The organism is Curtobacterium sp. PhB191, assembly GCF_004346515.1.
In the GTDB taxonomy this organism is placed as follows: domain Bacteria; phylum Actinomycetota; class Actinomycetes; order Actinomycetales; family Microbacteriaceae; genus Curtobacterium.
The window spans coordinates 135,178-160,710 of the sequence record NZ_SMBV01000001.1; the positions used below are offsets into that span (position 1 = coordinate 135,178).

Annotated in this window: 23 protein-coding genes and 1 tRNA gene; 14 read left to right on the top strand and 10 right to left on the bottom strand. The window is 69.5% G+C overall.

Features of this window, described 5'->3' with window-relative positions; translation table 11 throughout:
- Window positions 1-186: 186 nt before the first annotated feature.
- Complete coding sequence (locus EDF48_RS00655; RefSeq protein WP_131877503.1) at window positions 187-780, top strand: hypothetical protein; 594 nt, start codon at window positions 187-189, stop codon at window positions 778-780.
- Window positions 781-798: 18 nt separating this feature from the next.
- Here EDF48_RS00655 and EDF48_RS00660 read toward each other — a convergent pair whose 3' ends face one another.
- A complete protein-coding gene (locus EDF48_RS00660) occupies window positions 799-1,224 on the bottom strand; it encodes a hypothetical protein (protein WP_131877505.1) in 426 nt (141 codons plus the stop codon).
- A gap of 258 nt (window positions 1,225-1,482) precedes the next feature.
- Between EDF48_RS00660 and EDF48_RS00665 the strand changes: the two genes are divergently transcribed.
- Window positions 1,483-1,896, top strand: coding sequence for a hypothetical protein (locus EDF48_RS00665; protein WP_123293281.1), 414 nt, complete (start codon window positions 1,483-1,485; stop codon window positions 1,894-1,896).
- Between the two features lie 66 nt (window positions 1,897-1,962).
- Here EDF48_RS00665 and EDF48_RS00670 read toward each other — a convergent pair whose 3' ends face one another.
- From EDF48_RS00670 to EDF48_RS00680, 3 genes are all read right to left on the bottom strand, one after another.
- On the bottom strand, window positions 1,963-2,355 hold the full coding sequence (locus EDF48_RS00670) for a hypothetical protein (protein ID WP_131877507.1): 393 nt from the start codon (window positions 2,353-2,355) through the stop codon (window positions 1,963-1,965).
- Window positions 2,352-7,745 carry a DUF6531 domain-containing protein gene (locus tag EDF48_RS00675; protein ID WP_131877509.1) on the bottom strand — a complete coding sequence of 1,798 codons (5,394 nt, stop codon included), beginning with the start codon at window positions 7,743-7,745 and terminating at the stop codon, window positions 2,352-2,354. Before EDF48_RS00675 ends, EDF48_RS00670 begins: the two co-directional genes overlap by 4 nt.
- A gap of 106 nt (window positions 7,746-7,851) precedes the next feature.
- Window positions 7,852-8,133, bottom strand: coding sequence for a hypothetical protein (locus tag EDF48_RS00680; RefSeq protein ID WP_027466625.1), 282 nt, complete (start codon window positions 8,131-8,133; stop codon window positions 7,852-7,854).
- Between the two features lie 207 nt (window positions 8,134-8,340).
- Between EDF48_RS00680 and EDF48_RS00685 the strand changes: the two genes are divergently transcribed.
- The 6 genes from EDF48_RS00685 (at window position 8,341) to pstB (ending at window position 15,800) form a co-directional block, all read left to right on the top strand.
- Window positions 8,341-10,506: an RNA degradosome polyphosphate kinase gene (locus tag EDF48_RS00685; RefSeq protein WP_123293277.1), complete on the top strand. Its 2,166-nt coding sequence runs from the start codon at window positions 8,341-8,343 to the stop codon at window positions 10,504-10,506.
- Window positions 10,503-11,450 (top strand): NUDIX domain-containing protein, encoded by a 948-nt coding sequence (locus EDF48_RS00690; protein WP_131877511.1) that lies wholly within the window; start codon window positions 10,503-10,505, stop codon window positions 11,448-11,450. The genes EDF48_RS00685 and EDF48_RS00690 overlap by 4 nt, the downstream gene beginning before the upstream one ends.
- 210 nt (window positions 11,451-11,660) lie before the next feature.
- The gene (gene pstS / locus EDF48_RS00695; RefSeq protein ID WP_123293275.1) at window positions 11,661-12,764 is read left to right on the top strand and encodes a phosphate ABC transporter substrate-binding protein PstS; all 1,104 of its coding nucleotides are present in this window, start codon (window positions 11,661-11,663) and stop codon (window positions 12,762-12,764) included.
- Between the two features lie 172 nt (window positions 12,765-12,936).
- The gene (gene pstC, locus EDF48_RS00700) at window positions 12,937-13,887 is read left to right on the top strand and encodes a phosphate ABC transporter permease subunit PstC (protein WP_111085280.1); all 951 of its coding nucleotides are present in this window, start codon (window positions 12,937-12,939) and stop codon (window positions 13,885-13,887) included.
- Between the two features lie 13 nt (window positions 13,888-13,900).
- Window positions 13,901-14,986 (top strand): phosphate ABC transporter permease PstA, encoded by a 1,086-nt coding sequence (gene pstA / locus EDF48_RS00705; RefSeq protein WP_131877513.1) that lies wholly within the window; start codon window positions 13,901-13,903, stop codon window positions 14,984-14,986.
- Between the two features lie 34 nt (window positions 14,987-15,020).
- On the top strand, window positions 15,021-15,800 hold the full coding sequence (gene pstB / locus EDF48_RS00710) for a phosphate ABC transporter ATP-binding protein PstB (protein WP_111085283.1): 780 nt from the start codon (window positions 15,021-15,023) through the stop codon (window positions 15,798-15,800).
- Between the two features lie 278 nt (window positions 15,801-16,078).
- Here pstB and EDF48_RS00715 read toward each other — a convergent pair whose 3' ends face one another.
- From EDF48_RS00715 to EDF48_RS00725, 3 genes are all read right to left on the bottom strand, one after another.
- Window positions 16,079-16,948, bottom strand: a complete 870-nt coding sequence (locus tag EDF48_RS00715; protein WP_131877515.1) for an anti-sigma factor — start codon at window positions 16,946-16,948, stop codon at window positions 16,079-16,081.
- Window positions 16,945-17,544, bottom strand: a complete 600-nt coding sequence (gene sigK / locus EDF48_RS00720; RefSeq protein ID WP_123293272.1) for an ECF RNA polymerase sigma factor SigK — start codon at window positions 17,542-17,544, stop codon at window positions 16,945-16,947. Before sigK ends, EDF48_RS00715 begins: the two co-directional genes overlap by 4 nt.
- Window positions 17,545-18,189: 645 nt before the next feature.
- Window positions 18,190-18,819, bottom strand: coding sequence for a DNA-directed RNA polymerase subunit beta (locus EDF48_RS00725; RefSeq protein ID WP_131877517.1), 630 nt, complete (start codon window positions 18,817-18,819; stop codon window positions 18,190-18,192).
- A gap of 126 nt (window positions 18,820-18,945) precedes the next feature.
- Here EDF48_RS00725 and EDF48_RS18960 point away from each other — a divergent pair, with 126 nt between their 5' ends.
- The 4 genes from EDF48_RS18960 to EDF48_RS00740 all read left to right on the top strand — a co-directional run bounded on the left by EDF48_RS18960 (window position 18,946) and on the right by EDF48_RS00740 (window position 20,503).
- The gene (locus tag EDF48_RS18960; RefSeq protein ID WP_146249745.1) at window positions 18,946-19,107 is read left to right on the top strand and encodes a DUF2207 domain-containing protein; all 162 of its coding nucleotides are present in this window, start codon (window positions 18,946-18,948) and stop codon (window positions 19,105-19,107) included.
- 53 nt (window positions 19,108-19,160) lie between these two features.
- Window positions 19,161-19,233, top strand: a tRNA-Lys gene (locus tag EDF48_RS00730).
- A 29-nt stretch (window positions 19,234-19,262) separates the two neighbouring features.
- On the top strand, window positions 19,263-20,012 hold the full coding sequence (locus tag EDF48_RS00735; protein ID WP_165918686.1) for an SGNH/GDSL hydrolase family protein: 750 nt from the start codon (window positions 19,263-19,265) through the stop codon (window positions 20,010-20,012).
- A 170-nt stretch (window positions 20,013-20,182) separates the two neighbouring features.
- A complete protein-coding gene (locus EDF48_RS00740) occupies window positions 20,183-20,503 on the top strand; it encodes a hypothetical protein (RefSeq protein ID WP_111085292.1) in 321 nt (106 codons plus the stop codon).
- A 189-nt stretch (window positions 20,504-20,692) separates the two neighbouring features.
- Here EDF48_RS00740 and EDF48_RS00745 read toward each other — a convergent pair whose 3' ends face one another.
- Window positions 20,693-21,625 carry an aldose 1-epimerase family protein gene (locus EDF48_RS00745; RefSeq protein WP_131877521.1) on the bottom strand — a complete coding sequence of 311 codons (933 nt, stop codon included), beginning with the start codon at window positions 21,623-21,625 and terminating at the stop codon, window positions 20,693-20,695.
- The gene (locus EDF48_RS00750; protein ID WP_173168871.1) at window positions 21,622-22,467 is read right to left on the bottom strand and encodes a DeoR/GlpR family DNA-binding transcription regulator; all 846 of its coding nucleotides are present in this window, start codon (window positions 22,465-22,467) and stop codon (window positions 21,622-21,624) included. The genes EDF48_RS00745 and EDF48_RS00750 overlap by 4 nt, the downstream gene beginning before the upstream one ends.
- Window positions 22,468-22,531: 64 nt before the next feature.
- On the opposite strand from EDF48_RS00750, the gene galT reads away from it, so the two are divergent.
- The gene (galT, locus tag EDF48_RS00755) at window positions 22,532-23,629 is read left to right on the top strand and encodes a galactose-1-phosphate uridylyltransferase (protein ID WP_131877523.1); all 1,098 of its coding nucleotides are present in this window, start codon (window positions 22,532-22,534) and stop codon (window positions 23,627-23,629) included.
- Complete coding sequence (gene galK, locus EDF48_RS00760) at window positions 23,626-24,762, top strand: galactokinase (RefSeq protein ID WP_131877525.1); 1,137 nt, start codon at window positions 23,626-23,628, stop codon at window positions 24,760-24,762. Before galT ends, galK begins: the two co-directional genes overlap by 4 nt.
- A 105-nt stretch (window positions 24,763-24,867) precedes the next feature.
- On the opposite strand, the gene EDF48_RS00765 is transcribed toward galK, so the two are convergent.
- Window positions 24,868-25,371, bottom strand: coding sequence for a hypothetical protein (locus EDF48_RS00765; protein WP_131877527.1), 504 nt, complete (start codon window positions 25,369-25,371; stop codon window positions 24,868-24,870).
- Window positions 25,372-25,533: the final 162 nt, after the last annotated feature.

Sequence of the window (25,533 nt, forward strand, 5' to 3'; positions counted from 1 at the left end):
CGATCGGCCGCCCTGGCCGCCCCCGTTCGGGCCACACGCCCCGACTGGAATACAACGTATCGCATCCGGCGAGTTGCGCGTTCGCCTTCCACAACCGCGCTGATACTCTGCACGCATGATCCAGGGGGACCAGGGCTTCGGGCCCATCGAACGACGACGTCCGCACGCACGACCGGGGGCAGATCGGTGACACTCAACCTCTCGCCGGTCCTCATCGCGCTGCTCGCGATGATCGCGATCCCGGCCGCCGTCAGCGCGCTCGTCCGCCGCAGCGATCGCAAGCGACCACCGTCCACCGTCGTCGGCGACGAGGCCTACGGCGTGCTCTTCACCGTCCGCGCACGCCGGTGGAACTACCTGCTGCTCCGGATCATCGGGATCGTGTTCATCGTCGTCGGCGGGTTCTTCTTCCTGGCCACGCTCAGCATGCTCGACGACCCCGACGCGATCGGGATGCTCATTGCCGGCGTCGGCATGGTGCTGTTCGGGCTGTTGTTCGTCTACCTCGGCGTCGGGCAGAAGCGCCGTCGCGTCGAGGCGTACGACTCGCAGCTGGTGGTCACCCCGATGTTCCGCGCCCCGCGGACCGTCGACCCGGCGGCGATCAAGCACATCCGGCCCACCACCAACCGGTTCGGTGGACTCGACATCAAGGTGAACGGGCAGCGCGGCGTCATCAGCGTCGTCTCCATCGATGCGGCCTACCAGGAACTGTGCGCATGGCTCGAGCAGCGTGCGCCGACGCAGTGGAACGAATTCGTCCGGGTCTTCGGGCACTGACGAGCGCCTCAGCCGCCCTCAGGCCAGCTCGAAGCTGTTGACGTAGACGGCTTGTCGAATCGTGTTGAGGAAGCTCCGCATGGCGAAGGAGGCCGCGCCGACGTCGAACTCATAGCGCTCGCCCGGGACGATGCTCTCGGCGAGGTCGTCCTCGTTGTCGCGGGTGACGCCCCGCTGCAGAACGAGTGTTCCGCAGTCCGAAGTCTCGAACACGATCTGCGCCGTCGACGAACCGATCCCCTTCAGCGAGTGGGACGATCCGGCGCTGCTGTGGGCAGAGGTGACGGTACAGACTGCATGCACCCGGTGTCCTGCGTCGTACACCTTCAACGTGATCGGCCCGACGAAGAAGCCCAGCAGGGGCACGAGGACAACGACAGCGAGGACGATCGATGCCGCGACCCTGTCCCGCCGCACGCGCCGTTCAGCGCCGGTGTCAGTCAACCGTGACTCCGACGCCCGTCGTGCCGACAATCTGGCCAGCCGGCAGGCAGTCCACCGTCCCAGGATGGCCTGCGAGATCAGGTCTGAGGCGGGTCAGTCCGCCCGCGCCGTCGTCGGCTTCAAGGGGACGGCCGTCGGCGCCGAGGGTGATGGAGCCGTCTCCGTTGGACGTCGATCTGACCGGTTTCATCGGGGTCTGCGAGGGCCTTCCTGCTCGCGGGCGGCCCGCCCACCAGCACACGTCAGTAGCATTTCGGCATGTTCGAAAAGCGTGCCTCCAGGGCGGGAGCGATCCAGATGCCGTCACCGTCGACGTGGGATTCCGGCGGTCTTCGGATCACAGCTTCCGCCGAACCCCGCGGCTTGACCCGTCGCCTCCAGCTCATCGTGACAATGGAGATTGCGAGCGTCGTCGCCGTCTTTCGTGGCGAAGAGCTCTCGAGCCTTGTCAACCGTCGGGTGCAACAGATCGAGTCTGATTCGACTCCGACCGCATTCCTGTTCTTCGGCGGAGAACAGGACACGGGAGCACCCATCGATGCGGCGCGACAAAACGTGCCGGGCGACGCAATCGCTCTCGTCATCACGCCGAACGTCGAGGCCGTCGCGCACACGCTCACGGCGGTCGAAGTTGAGCGACTGCATTCTTGGCTACGAGAATGTGCGCGCTGACCCACTGCCCCGTCGACTCCGCAACGGACACCGCTTGTCTGTACCAAGCAGCTCACACAGGATTGGTCAGCGCTGGATCCTCGGTTGCGCAGTTCCCCGGAGCCGTACGCTCACGCGATCGCCGACCGCTGCGCCACTGATCAGACCGGCAAAGGCGGTGAGAAGCCACAACCATTGAAGACCCGCAATCGGCCGAGCAGCGCCGACGAGGCCGATGAAGACCAAGATCACAACCACCATCAGCGCGGCCAGTACCACCGGGCGACGATCGTTCAGCTTCGACCAGCATCCGACGGCGCTCCCGTAGCCGAGAGCAACGGCACCGACAATGATCGCCGCGGGGACGTTGATGTCCTCGGGACCACTCCGCAAGCGCCACCAGGCGATTGCCAGGCAAGCGAGGGCTGCAACGGCATCGACGAACCAAGGTCGCATTCGACGGCTTGATCGACTCGTCATCCGAAAAGACCTCCCACGACCGAACCGCCGACGGCCGATCCCCACAAGGTGCTCGTGTTCTTCTGCAAGAAGTTGAACGCGCCGGAGGGGGTTCGCGGGTGGAAGTAGGGCATCTGCGCAAGGGTATCCACTCCGTGCTGACCCGGGAGGATCCTCCCGCTGACGTACGTGCCCGCCATACCCGTGGCTCCGTTCTGCGCCACAGTGCCGAGATCCACTCCGTCCCCGCTGATCACCTGACTAACTGCCGTCCCGGCCGCCGTTGATGCGCCGCTCAGCACCAGGGACGTCCCCTGAGCGAGCGCTCCGGACGCTGAGTACCCGATTTCCTTAGCGATCGTGCCCCCGGCCGGACCAGCCATTCCTCCGGCAGCACCGGACACACCACCGCCGACGACGTCCCCCGCAAACTCCCACCCGTTGCGGATCTGCCAGCCGTTCTTCTGAAGGTTGGTCACACCACCACTCACAGCACCGACCCCTCCGTTGACACCCATGTTGACCGCGACGGCTCGCGCCGCTTGGCCTGCAGGTGCGCCTGCCATGGCAGCCTTGCCGAACATCATTGCTCCGCCACCGGCTGCACCGAGCACGCCGCCCACAGCAGTGTCGACTCCGACTCTGCCCCAATCTACTTTTCCGGTCTGTGCTTTCTGCGACGCCACCGAGACGCCCCCGCTGAGCAACGCCCCAGACGCAGCCATGAGCGCGATTCCAGCAGGGCCGCCGACCCCGGTGCACATGAGCGCGATGCCGCCAGCGATCGCAACCCCCGCGACCACGTACTCCCAGTTGTCGTCCCACCAGCTCCCGACAGCAGCGATCGCCCCCTGGTTCGCATCCCGGTACGCCTGCAGGTCTTTGTCCGTCGCCGGCCGGAGCCCGAGCGGGTCGACGGCCTGCAACGGATCGTTGCCGGCGTACGAGTAGGGGTTCCCCGACCACGCCGCACCCAGGATCGGCGCGAGCGGGTCGACCGACAGGAAGCCCCGCGCCGCCGGGTCGTACACACGGGCGCCGAGCCACTCCAGCCCGGCGATGGACACCCCGCCGGAACCGGTCAGTGCCACCCCCGCGGGCAGTCCGACGTCGGTGACGGCAGCGAGCGCGGCCCACGGATCCGCAGCATCGGTGGCGCGAGCACTGCGCCACGCGGGCCGCGTGACGACATCGCCGATCGCGGTGACACCCCCCGGCAGGTCGAGCAGCGACGTGTCGGCGATGCTGATGAGTGACGGCACGACCGCGGCGGAGTCCCACCACGCCGCGACCCCGGCCACCTCGGCGAGTTCACCCAGGGCATCGACCCAGACGTCGAGCCGACCGGTCTCGGCGTACGCGGCGTCGCGGTCGACGACGGCAGCGAGGTACCCCAGGTCGGACCACGCGTACTCGGTGGTCGAACCGTCGGCGGTGGTCCGCCGGATGCGTCGGCCGAGACCGTCGTGGACGTACTCGGTCCGGCCGGCCTCGGTGATCGTCGCGATGATCTGTCCGGCGGCGTCGTACTCGTGGCGCGTCTCGACACCGCCGACGGTCTCGGCGACGAGTCGCCCACCGTCGTCGTAGGTCCACGTCGAGTCCCCGGCGCGGACGAGCTGCCCGGCGGCGTCGTACTCGAACGACACCGCTCCGGACGGTCCGTCGATCGCGGTGATGCGCGCGTCGGCATCGCGCTCGATGCGCGTGGTGGTGGCACCGTCGAGCGTCGTCGAGGTGTGCGCGACGAGTGCGCCACCCTCGTACGACCACGACTGCACCAGTTCGCCCGTGGCCGCCTGGACGATCCGACCCGAGGCGTCGTACGAGAACGTGCCGGCAGGGGCGCCCTCCCGTTCCACCCCGACGACGCGGCCGACGGCATCGCGACGGTAGGTGGTGCGGGTGCCGTTCGGGTCGACCCGAGCGGTGCGGTTGCCGTCGGCGTCGTACTCCCACGCGACGGACTGGTCGCCTCGGGCACGGCGGACGAGCAGGCCACGGCGGTCGTGCTGGAGCTCGTGCTCGATCGTCCGACCGGCACCACGGGTGTGGTCCGCCACGACGACAGTGCGGTGGACGGCGTCGCGGGAGATCTCCGACTGCACCGCACCGTCGACGAGCACGGCCCGCTGTCGGCCAGCCGCGTCGTGGGTCCACTCCGTCGTGCGGCCGTCGGGATCGGTCTGGCGGATCTGGCGCCCGGCCGGGTCGTAGGCCGCGGTGGTGGTACGGCCGAGCGCGTCGGTGACGGCGACCACACGGTCGGCGGCGTCGTACTCGCGTCGCGTGGTCCCGCCGGCAGGGTCGGTGATCGTCACCAGCCTTCCCCGGTCGTCGTACTCGAACGAGGTGCCCCCGTCGAGACCGTTGACGACCTGGATCAGCTGCCCCGCGGGGTCGTAGCGGAACCGACGACGGCCGAAGCGTGCGTCGTGGCTGGAGACGGGCCTCCCGGCTTCGTCGTACCGGAACCGCGCGGTGCCGGAACCCGGAGTCGTCTGCGTGACCACACGTCCGACGGCGTCGTACGTGACTTCCTCGACCTCGCCGGTGGGCAGGGTCCGGGCCACGACGCGGGAGTCCGCGTCGTAGGCGAGCGTCGTCCGCGCCCCGGCGGCGTCGGTCGCCGCGGTGGGTCGACCGCAGGCGTCGTACTCGTAGGTCGAGCGCGCTCCCGAGGGGGCGACCAAGGCGACGACACGGCCGGCGAGGTCGCGCTCGAGTCGGGTCAGGCCGCCTTCGCCGTCGACGAGTTCGACGGGTCGGCCGGCAGCGTCGTAGGTGACGAGTTCGGAACCGGTCTCGTCAGACGTGGACTCGACGGGTCGGCCGTACTCGTCGAACCGGACGGTCGCGGTGTCGAAGGCGTCACGCAGGGTCGCGACGCCGGTCGCGACGTCGTCCGAGAACTCCTGGCGGACGCCCGTCGGGTCGACGGTCGCCGTCAGCTCGCCGACGACGTCGTACTCACGACGCCAGGTGGCGCCGGCGGGGTCGGTGATGGCCTGGAGGCGCGACAAGGCGTCGTGCGCGAACGTCCAGACCGCGCCGCCCGGCATTGCGAGCTCCGCCAGGTTCCCCTGGTCGTCGAACGTCCGCGAGACACGCCGACCCAGCGGGTCGGTGGTCGTCGCGAGCTCGCCGTTCGGGGCGTAGTCGAACGTGGTGCGTGCTCCGAGCGGGTCCACGACCGCTGCGATGCGTGAGCCGGCGCCGTACTCGAATCGCCAGACGGCTCCGTCGGCGTCACGTCGTTCGACGAGGAGCCCAGCTGCGTCGTAGCGGTACTCGCTCCGTGCGCCGGAGGGGCTGACCGCGGCGACCGGGCGACCGGCCGGATCGCGCTCGATCCGCGCGGTGTCGCCGACGGCGTTCGTGGTCGCGGCGAGCTCGCCGAACGCGTCGTGGGAAAGCGTCAGGACCACGCCCGCCGGGTCGACGACGCGGGTGAGGGCGCCGTCCTGCCAGGTCAGCTCCGTCCGGCCGCCGACCGGGTCGGTGATCACCGACGGGTCGCGGTCGTCGCCCACGTACTCGTAGCTGACCACGGCGCCGGCCTCGGTGACGACGGTCGCGACGCGGTCCTGCTCGTCGTACCCGTAGGTCAGGTCACCGCCGGACGGCGTGACGGTGCGGGTCTTCCGGCCGCGCTCGTCGTACGCGTGCACGGTGACGGACCCGTTCCGCTCGGTCGCCGACACGAGGTTGCCGTACCGGTCGTAGCTCATCGACTGGCGTCGGTCGTCGGAGTCGATGACCCCGACCAGGCGCCCCTTGGCGTCGGCGATGTACGAGTTGGACCGGGAGCCGTCGTGGTCGGACACCACCGTGACACGACCGGGCAGGTACGCGAACCGCACCGTGCGGCCGTGCGGGCTGACCTGCTCGACGACGCGACGCTGGTCGTCGTAGGTGTTGTCGACCTCGACGACACCGGCCGCGCTCGTGACCGTCGTGATCAGGTCGTCGTCGTTCCAGCCGTAGATCCGGGTGCCGACGGCATCGGTCGCCGAGACGAGTCGGCCGCGATCGTCGTACCCGTACTCGACCCGGCGGCCGTCGGAGGCGCGGAGCACCGCCACCCGGCCGTCGACGTGGTCGACGTCGATCGAGCGACCGCGCTCGTGCACCAGGCGCACGACGACGTCGGCGGCGTCCCGCTCGACGCGGACCGCGGTGCCGGCCCCACCACGCTGTCCGAGCCACAGCCCGGACGGCGAGAAGTCGATGCGCCCACCCTGGTTGTCGCGGACGACGAGCCGGTCGCCCTCGGCCGCGAGCCAGCGGTTCTCGCCGACGCCGCGGGCCCACCCCTCGCCGTCGCGCGGGAAGCGCACCTGGCGACCGTCGGCGCCGACGAACGACGCGCCTTCGTCGTCGATGAGCAGCCGGGTCTCGAGGATCGACGCCCACCCCGGACCGAAGAGCCCGACGTGCTGGTCGAGGGAGTTGTACATGCGGGTGACCTGCAGCGCTGCAGATGAACCGGTGAACCCGAGGTCGAGCTCGGGTTCGAGGAAGTTGCCCGTTGTGGTGTTGACCGGGTCCATCGAGTAGCCGGTCGTCGGCTGGGCCCCGTAGGCCGACGGCGGATCGAACTGCAGGTCGGTGCGGGACTGCGAGACCCCCGCGGCAGCCAGGGCTGCGGCGAGCGCGGCATCCGAGACCGTGGAGACGGCGCCTTCACCGCCGGCAGCAGCGAACGCGTCGGCGATGGTGTTCGCCCAGGTGACGTCCTGGCCGTTGGCGGTGATCCACTGTTCGAAGGCGTTCACCAGGCTCGTCGCGTCGATGTGCCCCCAGGAGCACTTCGACGCGAAGTCGGTGAGCTTGCCGCGCAGACCGGCCGGCTTGCCGTCGAGGGACTGGTTCAGCGTCGACGACCCGGTGGCGAACGAGCGGAGGTCGGCGGGCTTGGCGGACGACGTCCCACCGCCGCCCCCGCCACCGGAGCCGGGGTTCGGCGTCTGGCGCGGAGTGCTCGGTCCGGTCGCCTGGTCGAAGGTCGGTGCGTCCTCGTGGTGGACGGTGGGCGGCACGGGAGCCCCGGCGACCTTGTCGTGCACCCACTCGAAGAAGTTCCGGTCGCCGTACTCCGCTTCCCAGTCGCGGGCTTCCTTGCGACGAGCGTTCTCCCGCTCAGCAGCGGCCTTCATCTTGTCGACCCACCCCGCGACGGTGCGGAGGTTCGCGGCGATCGTCGAACCGTCGGACGCTGCCGTCGACGCGTTCTGCGCGAAGAGCTCGGAGAAGTGCCCGCGGAACTCCTGCGATGCGGTGGTGACGTACGACTGCCGTGAGCCGGCCTGCCCCTCGATCGACTCGGCCGCGCCGTTCAGCGCCGTGCTGAGTGCGTCGGCCGTGCCGTTGTCGAACTTGACCGGATCGTTGCCGTGCAGGTCAGCCATGGTTCATCCCCCGAAGTCGTACTGGTCGTGCTGGTCACGCGGCCCCACCGACCGCGAACGCCCGGACCGCCGCGAGCGCGGCGGTCCGGGCGGAACGAGTGGCTGCTTACGCGCCGCCACCCGCGGTGAAGATGTCCTGCGAGATCTTGTCGAGCTGCGTGCGGAGCTGCTCGAGTTCGGTCTTCGCCTTGTCGAGGGCGGCCTTGGTCTCCGGCCAGGTCGACCCACGGAAGGTCGCCGCAAGCGGGCCGTCCCAGACGTTGGAGTCGGACAGGATCCGGCCCTGGGCGTCGAGCTGTGAGATCTGGTCGGTGAACCCACCGTTGATGATCGACTGGACCTGACGGATGGCGGTCTTGGCCTGCTCGGTCGAAAGGACACGCGACATGATGAACCTCTTTCATTCGTAGCTGCACCCCCGCGCAGTGGAATCCCCCCGGAGGCTCTGACGGGACCCACCATACCCACAATCCGGCGCAGATGTCACCGTTCGTATATCGTGATCGTTCCTCCACAAACAGTCCGTTCACCGCGGGTTTCCACAGCGTCCACCGGAGCCCCTCCGGCCTTGGTGCCCGGGTGGCAGGATGTTGACATGGACACCGAACCGCAGCTCGACGGCGAATCCGTCGCACCCGACCTCGACGACTTCGACGAGGTCGTCGAGATCGAGCACGAGTCGCTGCCGTCGGACCGCTACTTCGACCGCGAGCTGAGCTGGCTCCGCTTCAACCAGCGCGTGCTCGAGCTGGGCGAGGACCGAACGCAGCCCCTGCTCGAGCGGGCGAACTTCCTGGCGATCTTCGCGTCCAACCTCGACGAGTTCTTCATGGTCCGGGTCGCGGGCCTGAAGCGCCGCATCGACACCGGCATCGCCGTCCCGACCAACGTCGGCCGCGCCCCGAGCGACGTCCTGCGCGACATCGCGAAGAAGGCGCACGAGCTGCAGGACCGGCACGCCCAGGCGTTCATCGGGTCGCTCAAGCCCGACCTCGACGCCGCCGGCATTCACGTCGAGCACTGGTCCGACCTGGACGAGGCCGACCGGCTCCGGATGCGCGAGTACTTCAACGAGCAGATCTTCCCGGTGCTCATGCCCCTGGCGGTCGACCCGGCGCACCCGTTCCCCTACATCTCGGGGCTCTCGCTCAACCTGGCCGTCCGGGTCCGCAACCCGAAGTCGCAGCGCCAGGAGTTCGCGCGCCTCAAGGTGCCGCAGAACTTCTCCCGCTTCATCAAGCTGCCGGACGACAACTCCGGCCGGATGCGCTTCATCCCCCTCGAAGACCTCATCGCGAACCACCTCGACGATCTGTTCCCGGGGATGGAGGTGCTCGAGCACCACGTGTTCCGGGTCACCCGCAACGAGGACGTCGAGATCGAGGAGGACGAGGCCGAGAACCTCATCCAGGCCCTCGAGCGCGAGCTGCTGCGTCGCCGGTTCGGTCCGCCCATCCGTCTCGAGATCACCGAGGACATGGACCCGGTGACCCTCGACCTGCTCGTGCGCGAACTCGACATCACCGAGCAGGAGGTCTTCCGACTGCCGTCGCCGCTCGACCTCGGTGGCCTGTTCGAGCTCTCGAAGATCAACCGCCCGGACCTGCACTACCCGAAGCACGTGCCGACGACCCCGGTGCAGTTCCAGCCCGGTGAGCCGAACACGAAGCCCGACCTGTTCCGTGCGATCAAGGCGAACGACGTCCTCGTGCACCACCCGTACGAGTCCTTCGCGACGAGCGTGCAGGCGTTCCTCGAGCAGGCCGCGGCCGACCCGCACGTGCTCGCGATCAAGCAGACGCTGTACCGCACCTCGGGTGACAGCCCCATCGTCGAGGCCCTGATCGACGCGGCCGCCGCGGGCAAGCAGGTCCTGGCGCTCGTCGAGATCAAGGCACGCTTCGACGAGCAGAACAACATCACGTGGGCCCGCAAGCTCGAGAAGGCCGGCGTGCACGTCGTCTACGGCCTGGTCGGGCTGAAGACGCACTCGAAGCTCGTGCTCGTCATCCGGCAAGAGGGCGGCACGCTCAAGCACTACAGCCACATCGGCACGGGCAACTACAACCCGAAGACCTCGCGCATCTACGAGGACATGGGCCTCTTCACCGCGGACGACACCGTGGGCAAGGACCTGACGCGCCTGTTCAACGAGCTGTCCGGCTACGCGATCGAGAAGAAGTTCAAGCGGCTGCTGGTCGCGCCGTTGCACCTGCGCAAGGGGCTGCTCAAGCGGATCCAGACCGAGTCCGACAACGCCCGCGCCGGCAAGCCGTCCGGCATCCGGATCAAGGTCAACTCGATGGTCGACGAGCAGATCATCGACGCCCTGTACCTGGCCAGCCAGGCGGGCGTGCCGGTGGACGTCTGGGTGCGCGGCATCTGCTCGCTCAAGCCGGGGATGGAGGGCGTGAGCGACACCATCCGGGTGCGGAGCATCGTCGGGCGGTACCTCGAGCACTCCCGCGCGTTCGCGTTCCACAACGACGGCGACCCGGCGGTCTTCATCGGCAGCGCCGACATGATGCACCGCAACCTCGACCGCCGCGTCGAGGCCCTCGTCCGGCTGACGGCACCGGACCACATCGACGAGGTGCTCGCGATGTTCGACCTGGCGATGGCCGACACCGCGAGCTCGTGGCACCTCGAGTCCGACGGTGAGTGGACCCGCCACTCGACCGACGATGACGGTCGCCCGCTCGAAGACGTGCAGAATGTGACGATGCGGAAGATCTCGGCTCGGAAGCGCTCCACTCGGTGAGCGGCGGTCCCTCGGGCCCCGTCCTCGCCGCCGGCGCAGTCGTCTGGCGCGATCAGGACGGCACGCCCCTCGTGCTGCTCATCCACCGCGACCACCACAAGGACGTCTCCCTGCCCAAGGGCAAGGTCGACCCGGGCGAGGCCGTCCCGACGACCGCCGTACGCGAGATCGACGAGGAGACCGGGTACCGCGTGCACCTCGGCGCCCCGCTCGGCACCGCGGAGTACGTGCTGCCGAACGGCCGCGACAAGGTCGTGCACTACTGGGCCGCCCGCGTCTCGTCGAAGGAGTACGCCCGCGCGGGTGACTTCACCCCGAACCACGAGGTCGCCGCGCTCGAGTGGGTCACGATCGACGACGCCCGCAACCGTCTGACGTACGAGCGCGACGTGGCGATCCTCGACCGGTTCGCCGAGCGCGCCGCCGCGGGCCACCACCGCACGTTCGCCCTGATCGCGCTGCGACACGCGAAGACCGTGCCCGGCTCCGACTGGAACGGCCCGGACGCCACCCGTCCGCTCCTGCCCGTCGGTCGTTCCCAGGCCAAGGCCGCTGCGTCGCCCGTCGCCGCGTTCGGCCCGAAGAAGATCGTGAGCAGCACGGCGGCCCGGTGCCTCGCCACCGTCGAACCGCTGTCCGCCACCACGAAGCTCGGCGTCTCGAGCACCCCCGACATCAGCCAGGACGCCCACGACCGCGGCGCCGCCGACGTCAAGGGCATCGTCCGCCGCCGGCTCGACAAGGGCAAGACCGCGGTGCTGTGCTCGCACGGGCCGGTGCTGCCGGACATCATCGCCCGGATCGCCACCGCGACCGCCGACGACTCCGGCCGGTTCGACCTCCGCCGCGCCGCGATGCTCTCGGTCGGCGACTTCTCGGTGATGCACATCGCCGGCGAGACCCTCGTCGCCGTCGAGACGCACCGCAACACGATCCCGGCGTAGCGACCGCACGCCCTGCACCCGGCCACGTGCCGGGCGTCCGCCGCGCCCGGAACGCGATCCGCGCCTCCCGGTCGGCACAACCCCTCGTTCACCTTCCGTTCACCAACGCGCGTGATCCCCGTCACCTCGCGTCCCTACAGTCGCTCCCGGGTCGGCACCGGCCCAGGGACCGCAGTGGTCCCACTGCACCCCATCCCCGAAGGGACCCCTGTGAACATCAAGCGAATCGGTTCGATCGCAGCAATCGCGATCGCCGGCGCAGTCGTGCTCTCCTCGTGCGCGGCGAACGAGGACGCGGGCAGCACCGAGTCCTCCTCGAGCAACACCGGCTCCTCGAGCCTCACCGGCACCCTGACCGGCTCCGGCTCGTCCGCCCAGCAGACCGCCCAGGCCACCTGGGCCGCCGGTTTCCAGGACGTCGCCAAGGGCGTCACGGTGAACTACTCGCCCGACGGCTCGGGCGCCGGCCGCAAGAACTTCATCTCGGGCGCCGCGGACTTCGCCGGCTCCGATGCAGCGCTGAACGACGAGGAGCTCTCGGGCTCCTTCGACCTGTGCAAGGCCGACACCAAGGCCATCGACATCCCGGTCTACATCTCCCCGATCGCGATCGCCTACAAGGTCGACGGCGTCAGCGACCTGACCCTCGACGCGAAGACCATCGCGGGCATCTTCTCGGGCAAGATCACCAAGTGGAACGACTCGCAGATCGCCGACCTGAACGACGGCGTCGACCTGCCGGACGCGAACATCACGGTCGTGCACCGCTCCGACGACTCGGGCACCACGCAGAACTTCTCGGAGTACGTCTCCGCGAACGCCGGCGACGTCTGGACCGAAGAGCCGAGCCAGACCTTCCCGTACTCGGTCGGTGACAGCGCGAAGGGCACCTCCGGTGTCGCCTCCGCCATGGGCAGCGCCTCCAACGCGATCACCTACATCGACGACTCCGGCGCGGGTGACCTCGACAAGGCGAAGCTGATGGTCGGCGACAAGGCCACCGAGATCTCGGCCGACGGCGCCGCGCAGGTCGTCGCCGACTCGAAGGTCGCCACCGGCCGCGAGGACAACGACCTCGCGATCGACATCGACCGCAAGGACACCGCTGACGGCGCCTGGCCGCTCGTCCTCGTCTCCTACGCCATCGCGTGCCAGGAGTACAAGGACTCGGACAAGGCCGACCTGGTCAAGGGCTTCCTGAACTACGTCGTCTCCGGCGACGCCCAGGACGCTGCGGCGAAGGAGGCCAAGTCGGCCGCCCTGTCGTCCGACCTGGCCGACAAGGCCGCTGCCGCGGTCGACTCCATCAAGTAAGACCCCCAAGCGCCCGGACGCCGGTCCCACCCACCTGACCGGCGTCCGGGCCCTTGCTCGTCGCGACGCGAGCAGCCCGGCTCCACCGCCAGCGCCCGTCCGACCAGCGCCACGCACCACGCACCATCCCCGAACCCGTCGCCTCCCCCGGCGTTCCTCCGACAGGAGTCCCATGACGACCGCACCGGCCCAGCCAGGGGCCACCGTCACCCCGACCAAGCCGAAGGCCGTCGTCCGCGTCGGTGACCGGGTGTTCTCCGCTGCCTCGGTGATCGCCGGCGGCCTCATCCTCTTCGTGCTCGTGCTCGTCGCGGCGTTCCTCGTCTGGCAGAGCATCCCGGCGTTCGCCGCCAAGGTCGGCGACCTGCCGAACAACGCCACGAACTTCTGGGACTACGTCGGCCCCTTGGTCTTCGGCACCGTCTGGTCCGCGCTCATCGCGCTCGTGATCGCGGTCCCGCTCGCACTCGGCATCGCCCTGTTCATCTCGCACTACGCACCGCGACGCCTCGCGCCGGTGCTCGGCTACGTCATCGACCTGCTCGCCGCGGTCCCGTCGGTCGTCTACGGCCTCTGGGGCATCGTGGTGCTGGCGCCGTTCGTGAAGCCGTTCTACGGCTTCCTGAACGAGTACCTCGGCTGGTTCCCGCTCTTCTCCGGCCAGGTGTCCGGCACCGGCCGTACCATCCTGACCGCGTCGATCGTCCTCGCCGTGATGGCGATCCCGATCATGACGGCCGTCATGCGCGAGATCTTCCTGCAGGCGCCCACGCTCAACGAGGAAGCCGCCCTGGCCCTCGGTGCGACGCGCTGGGAGATGATCCGCCTGTCCGTGCTGCCGTTCGCGAAGTCCGGCATCGTCTCCGCGATCATGCTCGGGCTCGGACGTGCCCTGGGCGAGACGATGGCGATCGCCCTGGTGCTGTCGGTCTCGACGAACGTCACCTTCCAGATGCTGACCTCGCAGAACCCCTCGACGATCGCCGCGAACATCGCGCTGCAGTTCGCCGAGGCATCGGGGACCGCCCTGAACGCCCTGATCGCGACGGGCCTGATCCTGTTCGTCATCACCCTGGTCATCAACATGCTCGCGCGGTACATCGTCCGCACGCGGGTCAGCTGAGAGGTCGCACCCGATGTCCCTCGCGCTCCGTCACACCGGCACCGCCGGCAACGTCTACGCCAACGGCAAGCTGCACCGCTCGGTGCCGTGGCTGCTGCTGGTCGGCAGCTGGGTCGCCCTGGTGGCCGTGTTCGCCCTGCTCAACGCCGGCGGTGCGGTCAAGGACTTCAACGTCGTCGCCGCCCTGTTCCTCGGCACCGTCCTGTTCGACGTCCTGATCGTGGTCGTCTCGCGCATCGTCGAGGGCGGTCGTCAGGCCGTCAACCGACTGGTCACGTCGCTCGTCATCACCGCCTTCGTCATCGCGGTCCTGCCGCTGGTGTCGCTGCTCTGGACCGTGATCGCCGACGGCCTGGCCCGCTTCGACGCGAACTTCTTCTCGTACTCGATGCGCGGCGTGATCTCCGAGGGCGGCGGCGCGATCCACGCGTTGGTCGGCACGCTCGAGATCACCCTGTTCGCGGCGCTCATCTCGGTGCCGATCGGGCTGCTCACCTCGATCTACCTGGTCGAGTACGGCCGCGGTGCACTGGCGAAGGGCATCACGTTCTTCGTCGACGTCATGACGGGCATCCCCTCGATCGTCGCCGGTCTGTTCGCGTACTCGCTGTTCGCGCTGTTCCTCGGCCCTGGTGCCCGCTTCGGCTTGGTCGGCTCCGTCGCCCTGTCGGTGCTGATGATCCCGATCGTCGTGCGCTCCACCGAAGAGGTGCTGAAGATCGTGCCGATGGAGCTCCGCGAAGCGTCCTACGCCCTCGGGGTGCCGAAGTACCTCACGATCCTCAAGGTCGTCCTCCCCACGTCGCTCGCCGGCATCACCACCGGCGTCATGCTCTCCATCGCCCGCGTCATCGGCGAGACGGCTCCGCTGCTCGTCACCGCCGGCTTCACCGCGAGCATGAACTACGACCTGTTCAAGGACCCGATGATGACCCTGCCGGTGTACGCGTACACGCAGTACTCGCAGCAGGGCGCCAACCCGCAGCCGTTCATCGACCGTGCCTGGACCGCCGCGCTGGTGCTCATCCTCATCGTGATGGCGCTCAACCTGCTCGCCCGGTTCGTCACCCGACTCTTCGCCCCCAAGCTCTCGCGCTAGCGAACCCACTTCCCCACCCACCAGAAGGATCAACGTGTCCAAGCGCATCGAGGTCGACGGCCTCAACGTCTACTACTCGAAGTTCAAGGCGGTCGAGGGTGTCGACATCACCATCGAGCCCCGCACCGTCACCGCCTTCATCGGCCCGTCCGGCTGCGGCAAGTCCACCTTCCTCCGCACCCTGAACCGCATGCACGAGGTCATCCCCGGCGCATGGGTCGAGGGCTCGGTCAAGATCGACGGCGACGACCTTTACGGCCCCGGGGTCGACCCGGTGCTCGTCCGTCGCCAGGTCGGCATGGTCTTCCAGCGTCCGAACCCGTTCCCGACGATGTCCATCAAGGACAACGTGCTCGCGGGCGTGAAGCTCAACAACAAGCGCGTCTCGAAGTCCGAGGCCGACGACATCGTCGAGCGCTCCCTGCAGGGCGCGAACCTGTGGAACGAGGTCAAGGACCGCCTCGACAAGCCCGGTATGGGCCTGTCCGGTGGGCAGCAGCAGCGTCTCTGCATCGCCCGCGCCATCGCGGTGCAGCCCGACGTCCTGCTGATGGACGAGCCCTGCTCGGCGCTCGACCCGATCTCCACCCTGGCCATCGAGGACCTGATCGAGGAGCTCAAGAAGGAGTTCACGATCGTCATCGTCACGCACAACATGCAGCAGGCCTCGCGCGTCAGCGACAAGACGGCGTTCTTCAACATCGCCGGCACCGGTGCGCCGGGCAAGCTCATCGAGTTCGACGACACCGCCACGATGTTCTCGAACCCGTCCGTCCAGGCCACCGAGGACTACGTCTCGGGTCGCTTCGGTTGATCGCTGTCCGTCCGTCGTGCTGACGGACGACCGGGAGGCCCGATGCACGTCCGCAACGGACGCGCACCGGGCCTTCGTGGTTGCGCTGGGTGCGGGGGCCGTGCGGGGTGCGTGCGTGCGCATGTTCCGACGATGCACGCGTCGATCGTCTCGTGGTTCGTCGCTCGATGCGCACGCAGACGGTGCGTGCGCATGTTCCGACGTTCCACGCGTCGATCGCCTCGTGGAACGACGAAAGGTGCCCACGCATCGATCGCGTGAGCACCTTCCGGGGAGGGTCAGGCCGAGGTGGTCGGGACCGCCATGATCGGCGTCGTGGTCGGCTGCTCCGAACCACCGGCCGGCTCGACCGTCATGCCGATCGTCGCACCGTCGGACATCGAGCCCTTCAGCACGGCCGAGTGCACGCCGTCGGCGACACCGTCGACCAGGCCAGCCGACTTGATCGTGCCGCCCTCGTTCTCGGAGCCGATGTACCAGAGCTCGTACGTCTTGCCCTTCGGTGCCTGGGCGACACCGTCGAGGATGACCGCGGACTTGCCGAGGTCGCCCGACCACACGACCGTGGCCGTGCCGCCGCCCTCGACCTTGGTGGTGCTGCGCTGGAAGTCCGACGCGGCGTAGATGCGGTCGAGACCACTCGAGGCCTGCGTGGTGCCGGTGCCCGGTCCGTCGGCCGGACCGTTCGCGACGCCGACCCCCAGGCCGACACCGAGGAAGACCACGGCGACCGCAGCAGCACTGGTGAGCATGGCTGCCGGACGCTGGAACCAGCGGCGGCGAGCCTCGGAGGTCGCCCGGCCACCGGTGGTGGAGCCGTCGGCGATCGAGGCGACGTGCCTGGCGGGCTCGGGACGGGCCTCCTGGACGGAGGTCGTGTCGACGGCAGGAGCCGTCTCGGCCAGTGGTGCAGCCTGCGGGGTCGTCGCGATCTGGGCCAGCAGCGACGCGCGGAGCGACGTCGGCGGCTCGATCGGAGCGGCAGCGAAGGCCAGCTGCAGCGCGGTCTCGCGCAGCGAGTCGGCCTCGGCCTGGAGTTCGGGCGACGTCGTGAGGACGTCCTCGAGGAGCATGCGCTCATCGTCGGACAGCGCGTCGAGTGCGTAGGAACCCGTCAGCAGGGCGGGGTCGTCGTGTCGTTCGGTCATGAGGTCACCCCCATTTCGTCTCGGAGTCGGATCATCCCGTCACGGAGACGGGTCTTGACGGTGCCGATGGGGACACCGAGTTGTTCGGCCATCTCGCTGTGCGAGAAGCCTCCGTAGTACGCGAGCTGCACGGCCTGGCGCTGGAACTCGGTCAGCTTGGCAAGGGCCCGGCCGACACGTTCGTGTTCGATGCGGATCTCGACCGACTCGGAGACCTGGTCGAAACCGGACTCGAGGTCGCGGATACCGATCTTCGTGTCCCGGTCGTGCGAGGCCTGCGACGCCCGGACCCGGTCCACCGCTCGGCGGTGCGCCATGGTCAGGACCCAGCTGGAGGCGGTCCCGCGCTTCCGGTCGAACCGGGTGGCCTGTTGCCAGACTTCGAGGAACACCTCTTGCGTGACCTCTTCGGACTGGGCGCGGTCCCGGAGGAGCCGCGTCACGAGTCCGAGGACCCGGCCGGAGAGGACGTCGTAGAGGTCCGCGAAGGCGGCTTGGTCACCGGAGGCAACCCGCGCCAAGAGGTCGTCCGGCGATGCCTGGGCTGGCTCTGACGAGCTCCAGCGTTCGGTGTCGCTATCCACGAGGGCAAGCATTGCAGGTTTCCCTCCTCTCGGGTGCGTCGGCGACCGGTTGTGGCCGTTCTGTCAGGGGTGCTGCGTGATGCGGTGGTGCTGGTGGTGCTGTGCTGCGGTCGCGCCCCGGGTAGGACGAAGCCGCCGCGTCGTGCGGTCGAGACGAGAGGCCAGCGTGACCCACAGGGAATTGACCGGCGGATACCGGTCCGGGTCACGCCGGGCCTCTCGCGTTCGTGACGGTCATCAAGTCCGTCACGCTGATGATTCGGCGCGGTGCCCGTGGTGGATTGGATCGGATGCCGAGAAGTTGTCGGGACGCCGCGTCCGGGCCGTCTGCCGGGCACGCCCGGGTCCGGATCTGTCCACCGAGAGTGAACAGGGCAGCGGACTCAGCCGACGCGTCGTAGAGTTGGTCTCGCCGGGCCGCAGCAAGCCCCGGGCTCCAAAATTCGCCGCTTCGAGCGGCCTCGCGCCGAGAGGCGCTTCTGCGGCCCGGTTTTTCTCTGCCCTCTTGCGTCGTCTCGTCTTGCTTCGTCCGGTCTCGCTTCGTCCGGTCTCGCTTCGTGAGCAGAAATGGTCGCTTGCCTCGTTGCGACCCGACATCTTCTGCTCACCGTGCGCAGCCAGCCGGGAGGCCCGGTGCGGGTCCGGCGCGTTCGCTCGCTAGTCCAGGCTCTCGCGACGCCAGAGCGCCGCCGCCTCGGTCAGGTCGGCCGCCAGCTCCGTGAGACGGAGCGCCCGCCGCGTCAGTTCGCTCGCACGATCGGTCGCCGTCAGGTCGGAGTCGTCCGCCACCGCCGTCGCACCGGCCGCGGTCAGCCGGCAGAACGCCGCACCACGGTCGAGCGCCACGGCGAAGTCGCCCGTGTACAGCCCGTGCAGGATGCGGTCCGCCAGGGTGAGGATCTCGGCAGGACCGGTCGGCTGCTCCGCCCCCGCGACGGCCTGGTCGATCGTGCCGATGCGCTCGGTGCCGCGCTGGAAGAAGTACGCGATCTCATCCGGGTTCTGCCGGATCACGGTGCGGACGAGGTACACCCGCCACAGGGCGCCCGGCAGGGTGTGCGCACCCACCCGCGCCCAGAGTTCGGCGATCGCGTCGATGCCGTGCACGTCCGTGTAGGTGACGAGCCGCTCCACCACGGCGGGGTCCGGGTCCTGACGCACCCGGTGCAGCAGCGCGTTCGCGGTCTCGTGCGCGACACGGTTCACGACGGCGGGGTCCTCGCCGCCCTGGATCGCGGCGAACTCGGCATCGGTGAAGTGGACAGGACGGTGGTGATCGCGAGGCACCGCGTCAGTGTAGGCACGGCCGGTGACACGCCCGCCCTCCGTTCGCCCAGAACGCAACGGCAGCGCCGCGGGTACGGTGTCTCGTCGGGAGGCGCTCCTCCCGAACGTGAAGGAGAGGACTCCCCCATGAACCCGTTGCTCATCATCCTGGCCGTCATCGCGGTCATCCTGCTGTTCGTCGGTGGCTTCACCGCGAGCCTCAAGTTCCTGCTGTGGGTCGGCATCGTGCTGCTCATCGTGGCCGTCGTCCTGTGGCTGCTGCGAACGCTCACCGGGCGTCGCGGCTGACCATCGACACCAGGTTCTTCCCAGAGGCCCTCACCCGCTAGCCTTGCGGGTGAGGGCCTCTAGCTCAGTTGGTAGAGCACCGGACTTTTAATCCGAGGGTCGTGGGTTCGAGCCCCACGGGGCCCACACCAAGTGCGTTGTCTAAGATGTGGCGGATGGCACGACGACTCCTCCCCGGCATCGCGCTCGGAGCTATGGCTCTCGGCGTGAGCGGGCTGCTCGTCATCCTGCCGACCGTCTCGAGTGCCTGCCAGCCCGTCACGACGTCGTCGAGCGTCTCCTCCGCCGAGGTCTCCGACGCGATCGCCCCCGGCTCGCACGTGTTGATCGTCGGCGACTCGTACACCTCCGGCCGCGGCTCGACCAGCGGCATCGACGGGTGGGCGCAGGACCTCGCGGCCGACCGGGACTGGAAGGCCACGATCGACGGCTACCCGGGGACGGGCTACGTCGACACCGGCCGCACCGGGTCCTCGCACTACACGTTCGGCCCCCGCCTCGAACGGCACGCCGCGACCGTCGATCCCGAACTCGTCATCGTGCAGGGCAGCCAGAACGACTGGCTCGTCGACTCGTCGGTCCTTCAGGCCCGCGTCGAGAAGACCCTCCGCGACGCCGAGCAGACCTGGCCGGACGCCGTCATCGTCGCGCTCGGGCCGTCAGCGCCGTTGCCGTGGGCGAAGTCGACGGTCGGGGTCGCCTCCTCGGTCTCCGCGGGGGCGGCAGCAGCGGGCGTGCCGTACATCGACGCGCTCGCCGGGCAGTGGTTCACCGCGGCGAACAGCCCGGGCTACGCGGCGATCGACGGCGGACACCTCAACGACGCCGGCTACCAGTACCTGGCGGACCGGGTCTCGGACTCCCTCGACGCACTCGCTGCCTCCGACGACGAACGCTGCGCCTGACCTCGGGTTCGGATTCGGGGTACAAGTCGTCCCCAGCTGGCTCATGGCAGATCCCCTGCACACATCAGCCCGCGCACAGCCGACTGTTGGGCTGCCGCCGATAGTGTCGTTCCCGGATCCGATCACCGGATCCTGCAGCACCGCACCACCACGAACGAACGGGGTACACCGTGATCGAGCCCATCGAAGCCACGCAGACCAGCAGCACCGGGGACGCGCGCCGCATCGTCGAGCTCGCCGCAGCGACCAACACGACGATGAGCAACGAGCTCCTGCTCGACACGCTCCGTCGCAACGCGCAGGTCACGACCCGGCACATCCGCAAGGACTTCATCGAGGTCGCGACGGCCACCGCGGTGCTCGGCTACGTGTGCCGACAGCGCAAGGACTTCATCGCCCTGCGCGGGGACGACCCGGCCTGGGCGCACGAGGTCGGGCGCTACGCCAGCGAATCACTCGCGGTCGAGGCACTCCGCATGCGCCGCGGCTGACCAGCAGCTCCCCGCCACGAACGCCGTCCCCACACCGGGGCGGCGTTCGTGTGTCCAGTGGAGCAGTGAATCCCCGGCCGAAGCGACAGATCCACGGTCGCACCCGCGACAACCCCGCGAAAGCGACTCTGTGCCGCGAACCTTCGGCGGGACGGAGTCGCTTTGGCGGAGCCGGCAGCGTGGGGGCGATCAGGACCAGACGCGGCGGATGCCCCAGGTGCCCGTCCAGGTCTCGTCGGGCTCGAGCCACCGCAGGCCCTCGCCGGAGTTCAGGGCGTTGGCCGGAGCGGTCATCGGCTCGACCGCCACGGCCAGACCCTTCCCGTCGCCGCGGGGGTACTCCCGAGAGGTGAACACCTGCACGTACGGGAACGACGCGTCCTGCCAGAGCTGCACGCCGTCACCCTCGGGGCCGTGCAGCGTCGTGTGACGGACCCCGTCGGCGTCCGGGGTGATGTCGGAGTACGCGGTGTCGAGATCCGCGTCACCGGCACGCAGTCCCCGTCGCAGGTCGAACGAAGTGCCCTCCACCGACACGGACCCGTTCGGCACCTTCTGCTCGTCGACGGTGAAGGCGGTGGCGGCGTCGAGCGTGACGACGAGGTCATCGGCCGGGGCGTCACCGGCGCGCAGGTACGGGTGCGCCCCCACGGCGAAGGGTGCGCGGGCACCGGAACGGTTCGTGATCTCGTGCGTCACCCGGATGCCGTCGTCGACGAGCTCGTGGTGCACCCGGGTCTCGAGCGTGAACGGCCAGCCGTGCTGCGGGTGGATCGTGGCTTCCTGCACGATGCCCGTCTCGGTCTGCGACACCACGCGGTACGGCGCGAAGCGGAGCAGGCCGTGCGACGCGTTGCCGTACTTCGGCTCCGAGATGTCGAGCTGCTGCCGCTTGCCGTCGAGTTCCCAGACCCCGCCGGCGACGCGGTTCGGCCACGGTACGAGCACGATGCCGTTGGCGCCGGGCGGCTGCTCGGTGACGGGGAACGGCTCGGTCAGGTCGAAGCCGGCGACGCGGAGTTCTCGGATGCCGGCGGCGACCTCGGTCACGACGGCCTCGACGACGCCGTCCGGTCCGGCGTGGTGCAGGCGGTACTGGCCACCGGTGGGTGCTGCGGTCATGGGGTGTGGTTCCTTCCGGCTGTGTCCTCGCCGTCCGCGACGACGACCTCGACGCCGGCCGCCCGGATCGTGGCGACCGCGTCGGCTTCGGCCTCGGCGGTGACGACGACGTCGATGTCCTCGAGCGCGCGGACGACCCCGATGTGGGCCCGGCCGAACTTCGACCCGTCCGCGACGACGACGGTACGCCGAGCCGTGGCCGCGAGCACCCGCTTCGCCTCGGTCTCGGGCAGGTTGACGTTGGTCAGACCGTGCGCGACGTCGACACCGGTGCCACCGAGGAACACGACGTCAGCGGCGATCACCGGCAACAGGGTGTTGTTGAACGGTGCGACGAGCGAGTGTTGGAGCGGTCGGAGGGTGCCGCCCGTGACGATCACCGTGAACCGCGGCACGGCGCGCTCGAGGGCCAGCGCGGTCGTCAGCGAGTTCGTGACGACGGTGAGGTCGGACAGCTCCGTGCGGGCGACGAGCGCCTCGGCGACCGCTGCCGGGGTGGTGCCGACGTCGAGCACGACGCACTCGCCGGACCGCACGAGCGCTGCGGCCGCGCGGCCGATGGCGGCCTTGGCCACCTGGTGCTCGACGGCGGTCTCCTCGAAGGGGCGCTCGGTGGACCCGGCCCCGAGGCGGACCGCTCCGCCGTGCACCCGGCGGATCCGGGCCTCCTGGTCGAGGACCGCGAGGTCCTGCCGGACCGTCACCTCACTCGTGCCGAGCGACGCGGCCAGCGCGGCGGTCCGGACCATGCCGGGCGCGCCCTCGACGATGGAGACGATGCGGTCCTGCCGCAGCGGCGCGGGCAGCGATCCGGCCAGGAAGGAGAGGTCGTCATCGGTCACGGCCCTAGTTTCGCTTGCTTCCGAAGCCTTTCGCAACGCTTCGGATCGGCGATAGGCTGTTCCGGTGATCACCAAGCGCGTGACGAAGCTCGCGGACGGCCGCGACCTGTTCTACTTCGACGATGCGGACAGCACCCTGCCCGCGGAGCGTGCCATCGACGAGCGTGCGCTCGACCCTCGGCCCGAGACCGCGCGGATGCGCCAGGACGTCCTGACCGGCGAGTGGGTCTCCATCGCCGCGAGCCGGCAGAACCGTGCGTTCCTGCCGCCAGCCGACCAGGACCCGCTCGCGCCGCAGTCACCGCAGAACCCGTCCGAGATCCCGAGCACGTACGACGTCGCCGTGTTCGAGAACCGCTCGCCGTCGTTCGGCCCCGCGCTCGCGGCGGACGACGCTCCGTCGTCGCTCGACTCGCTCAGCGACGTCGGCCTGAACCGGCAGCTGCGCAGCGTCGGCCGGTGCGAGGTCGTGTGCTTCTCGCCCGCGACCGAGGGGTCCTTCGCGTCGATCTCCGAGTCGCGTGCCCGCACCGTGGTCGAGGCCTGGGCGGACCGCACCGCCGCGCTCTCCGCCATGCCCGGCATCCAGCAGGTGTTCCCGTTCGAGAACCGCGGCGAAGCGATCGGCGTCACGCTGCACCACCCGCACGGGCAGATCTACTCGTACCCGTACGTCACGCCCCGCACGCAGCGTCTGCTCGACTCCATCGAGCGCTTCGGACCGGACCTGTTCGAACAGCACCTGGCGAACGAGCGGGCCTCGGACCGGGTCGTCCTGCAGGGCGAGCACTTCACGGCCTTCGTGCCGTTCGCCGCACGCTGGCCCATCGAGATCCACATGCTGCCGCACCGCCACGTCCCCGACTTCGCCGGCCTGACCGAGGCCGAGAAGGACGAACTGGCCCACATGCACCTGCGCCTGACGCGGGGCATCGACGAGCTCTACGGCGACCCGACCCCGTACATCGCCGCGTGGCACCAGGCACCGGTGCACGTCGGGCGGGACACCGTGCGGCTCATGCTGCAGATCACGTCGCCGCGTCGGGCGGCGGACAAGTTGAAGTTCCTGGCCGGCAGCGAAGCCGCCATGGGCGCCTGGATCGGGGACCTCGTGCCCGAGAAGGCAGCCGAGTTCATCCGACAGGGAATCGAGCGAGCATGACGTTCCAGCAGGTCTACGGGTACGAGCCGGCGGTGCGGTACTCCGCCCCCGGCCGGGTCAACCTGATCGGTGAGCACACCGACTACAACGACGGGTACGTCCTGCCGTTCGCGATCGACCGGCGCACCACCGCGTCGATCGCCCCGCGGCCGGACCGTCTGCTGCGCGTCTCGTCCGCGTTCGACGCCGACACGGTGCTCGAACTGTCGCTCGACGACCTCGACCCGTCGAACATGACCGGCTGGTCGGCGTACGTCTTCGGCATCGCCTGGGCACTCCGCGAGCAGGCCGGCGCAGACCTGTCGGACAAGACCGGGTTCGACGTCTTCATCGAGTCCGACGTCCCCGTCGGGGCCGGCCTGTCGTCCAGCGCCGCGATCGAGTGCGGCGTCGCGCTCGCCTTCAACGACCTGTGGGAGCTCGGGCTCGACCGCAAGACCCTCGCCCGCGTGGGGCAGTACTCCGAGAACCACGCCGTCGGCGCACCGACGGGCATCATGGACCAGTCCGCGTCACTGCTCGGCGAGCAGGACGCCGTCGTGTTCCTGGACTGCCGCACGCTCGACACCGCCGTGGTCGACCTGGCGCTCGAGGCCAACGGGCTCGAGGTCCTGGTCATCGACACCCGGGTCGAGCACGCCCACGCCACCGGTGGGTACGCAGCTCGTCGGGCCTCGTGCGAGAAGGGTGCGCAGGTGCTCGGTGTCGAGGCCCTGCGTGACCTGAGCGTCGATGACCTGCCCCGTGCGCAGGAGCTGCTCGACGACGAGACCTTCCGCCGCGTGCGCCACGTCGTGACCGAGGACCAACGAGTCCTCGACACCGTCCGGACGCTGCGCGAACAGGGCCCGCGGGCGATCGGCTCGCTGCTCGTCGCGTCGCACGAGTCGATGCGCGACGACTTCGAGATCTCCGTGCCGGAGCTCGACCTGGCCGTCGCGACCGCCGTCGAGCACGGCGCCGTCGGTGCGCGGATGACCGGTGGTGGGTTCGGTGGTGCGGCGATCGCGCTGGTCGACCGGGAGGCCCGTGGCGCGATCACCGAGGCCGTCACCGCCGCCTTCGCAGCCGCCGGGTACCGCGAGCCGAACGTCTTCACGGTGCACGCCGCGCAGGGCGCCCGCCGCGACTGAGCCTGACCGGCGGAGTTTCGCGCTCACCGACACGTCACGCGGCGCACGGCCCGTGAGGTGTCGCTGACCGCGAAACTTCGGCGCAATCCAGCGCGAGGCCGTGCGTCAGCGGGTCATGTGACCCGTGGTGACGGTGACGCCGCCCCACGGGAACCCGTGCGGGTGCAGCACCTCGTGCTGGAGCTGGTCCATCACGACGTGGCCCTGCCACACCGTGTAGACCAGCACGCCGACGACGATGCACACCGGGACCGCCAGGTACGCGGAGTACCGCACGATGTCGCCGAGGGTGCGGTGCCCGTAGCGCGCGAGCGTCGGCGGCAGGACGATCCCGACGACGACCACGAGCAGCAACAGTGCGAGTGCGGCCGGTGCGACGTGCGCTTCGACCTGCACCGTGATGGGCGCGGTCTCCAGGACCTTGCCGCCGTTGTCGATCCAGTTGTCGTCGGCGTCGACCCCGCCGTAGCCCGTCGACGTGCTCCAGAGCACCAGGTTCGGGGACAGCACCAGTGCGACGGTCCCGACGAGTACGAGTCCCCACGCACGCGGACGCAGCTTCCTGCCGGTGGCCGCCATCACGGGCGCGGTCTGGACGTTCTCCCCCATGCGGTGACCGTAGCACTGGGGGCGGCTCCGCACCCGTCCCCCGAACGCGCGGGGCGAGGGCGAGCCGCGCCTCCCGGCCGCCCGTGGACACGACCATCCCGCCAAAGCGACAGATTCCAGCGAACTGTTCGCGGGATTCTGTCGCTTTCGCGGCACAGACAG

Coding starts and splice junctions, on each gene's coding strand:
- EDF48_RS00665 (WP_123293281.1), top strand. CDS start 1,483: ATGTTCGAAAAGCGTGCCTCCAGGGCGGGAGCGATCCAGATGCCGTCA.
- EDF48_RS00670 (WP_131877507.1), bottom strand. CDS start 2,355: ATGACGAGTCGATCAAGCCGTCGAATGCGACCTTGGTTCGTCGATGCC.
- EDF48_RS00675 (WP_131877509.1), bottom strand. CDS start 7,745: ATGGCTGACCTGCACGGCAACGATCCGGTCAAGTTCGACAACGGCACG.
- EDF48_RS00680 (WP_027466625.1), bottom strand. CDS start 8,133: ATGTCGCGTGTCCTTTCGACCGAGCAGGCCAAGACCGCCATCCGTCAG.
- EDF48_RS00685 (WP_123293277.1), top strand. CDS start 8,341: ATGGACACCGAACCGCAGCTCGACGGCGAATCCGTCGCACCCGACCTC.
- pstC (WP_111085280.1), top strand. CDS start 12,937: ATGACGACCGCACCGGCCCAGCCAGGGGCCACCGTCACCCCGACCAAG.
- pstA (WP_131877513.1), top strand. CDS start 13,901: ATGTCCCTCGCGCTCCGTCACACCGGCACCGCCGGCAACGTCTACGCC.
- EDF48_RS00715 (WP_131877515.1), bottom strand. CDS start 16,948: ATGACCGAACGACACGACGACCCCGCCCTGCTGACGGGTTCCTACGCA.
- sigK (WP_123293272.1), bottom strand. CDS start 17,544: ATGCTTGCCCTCGTGGATAGCGACACCGAACGCTGGAGCTCGTCAGAG.
- EDF48_RS18960 (WP_146249745.1), top strand. CDS start 18,946: ATGAACCCGTTGCTCATCATCCTGGCCGTCATCGCGGTCATCCTGCTG.
- EDF48_RS00735 (WP_165918686.1), top strand. CDS start 19,263: ATGGCACGACGACTCCTCCCCGGCATCGCGCTCGGAGCTATGGCTCTC.
- EDF48_RS00745 (WP_131877521.1), bottom strand. CDS start 21,625: ATGACCGCAGCACCCACCGGTGGCCAGTACCGCCTGCACCACGCCGGA.
- galK (WP_131877525.1), top strand. CDS start 23,626: ATGACGTTCCAGCAGGTCTACGGGTACGAGCCGGCGGTGCGGTACTCC.
- EDF48_RS00765 (WP_131877527.1), bottom strand. CDS start 25,371: ATGGGGGAGAACGTCCAGACCGCGCCCGTGATGGCGGCCACCGGCAGG.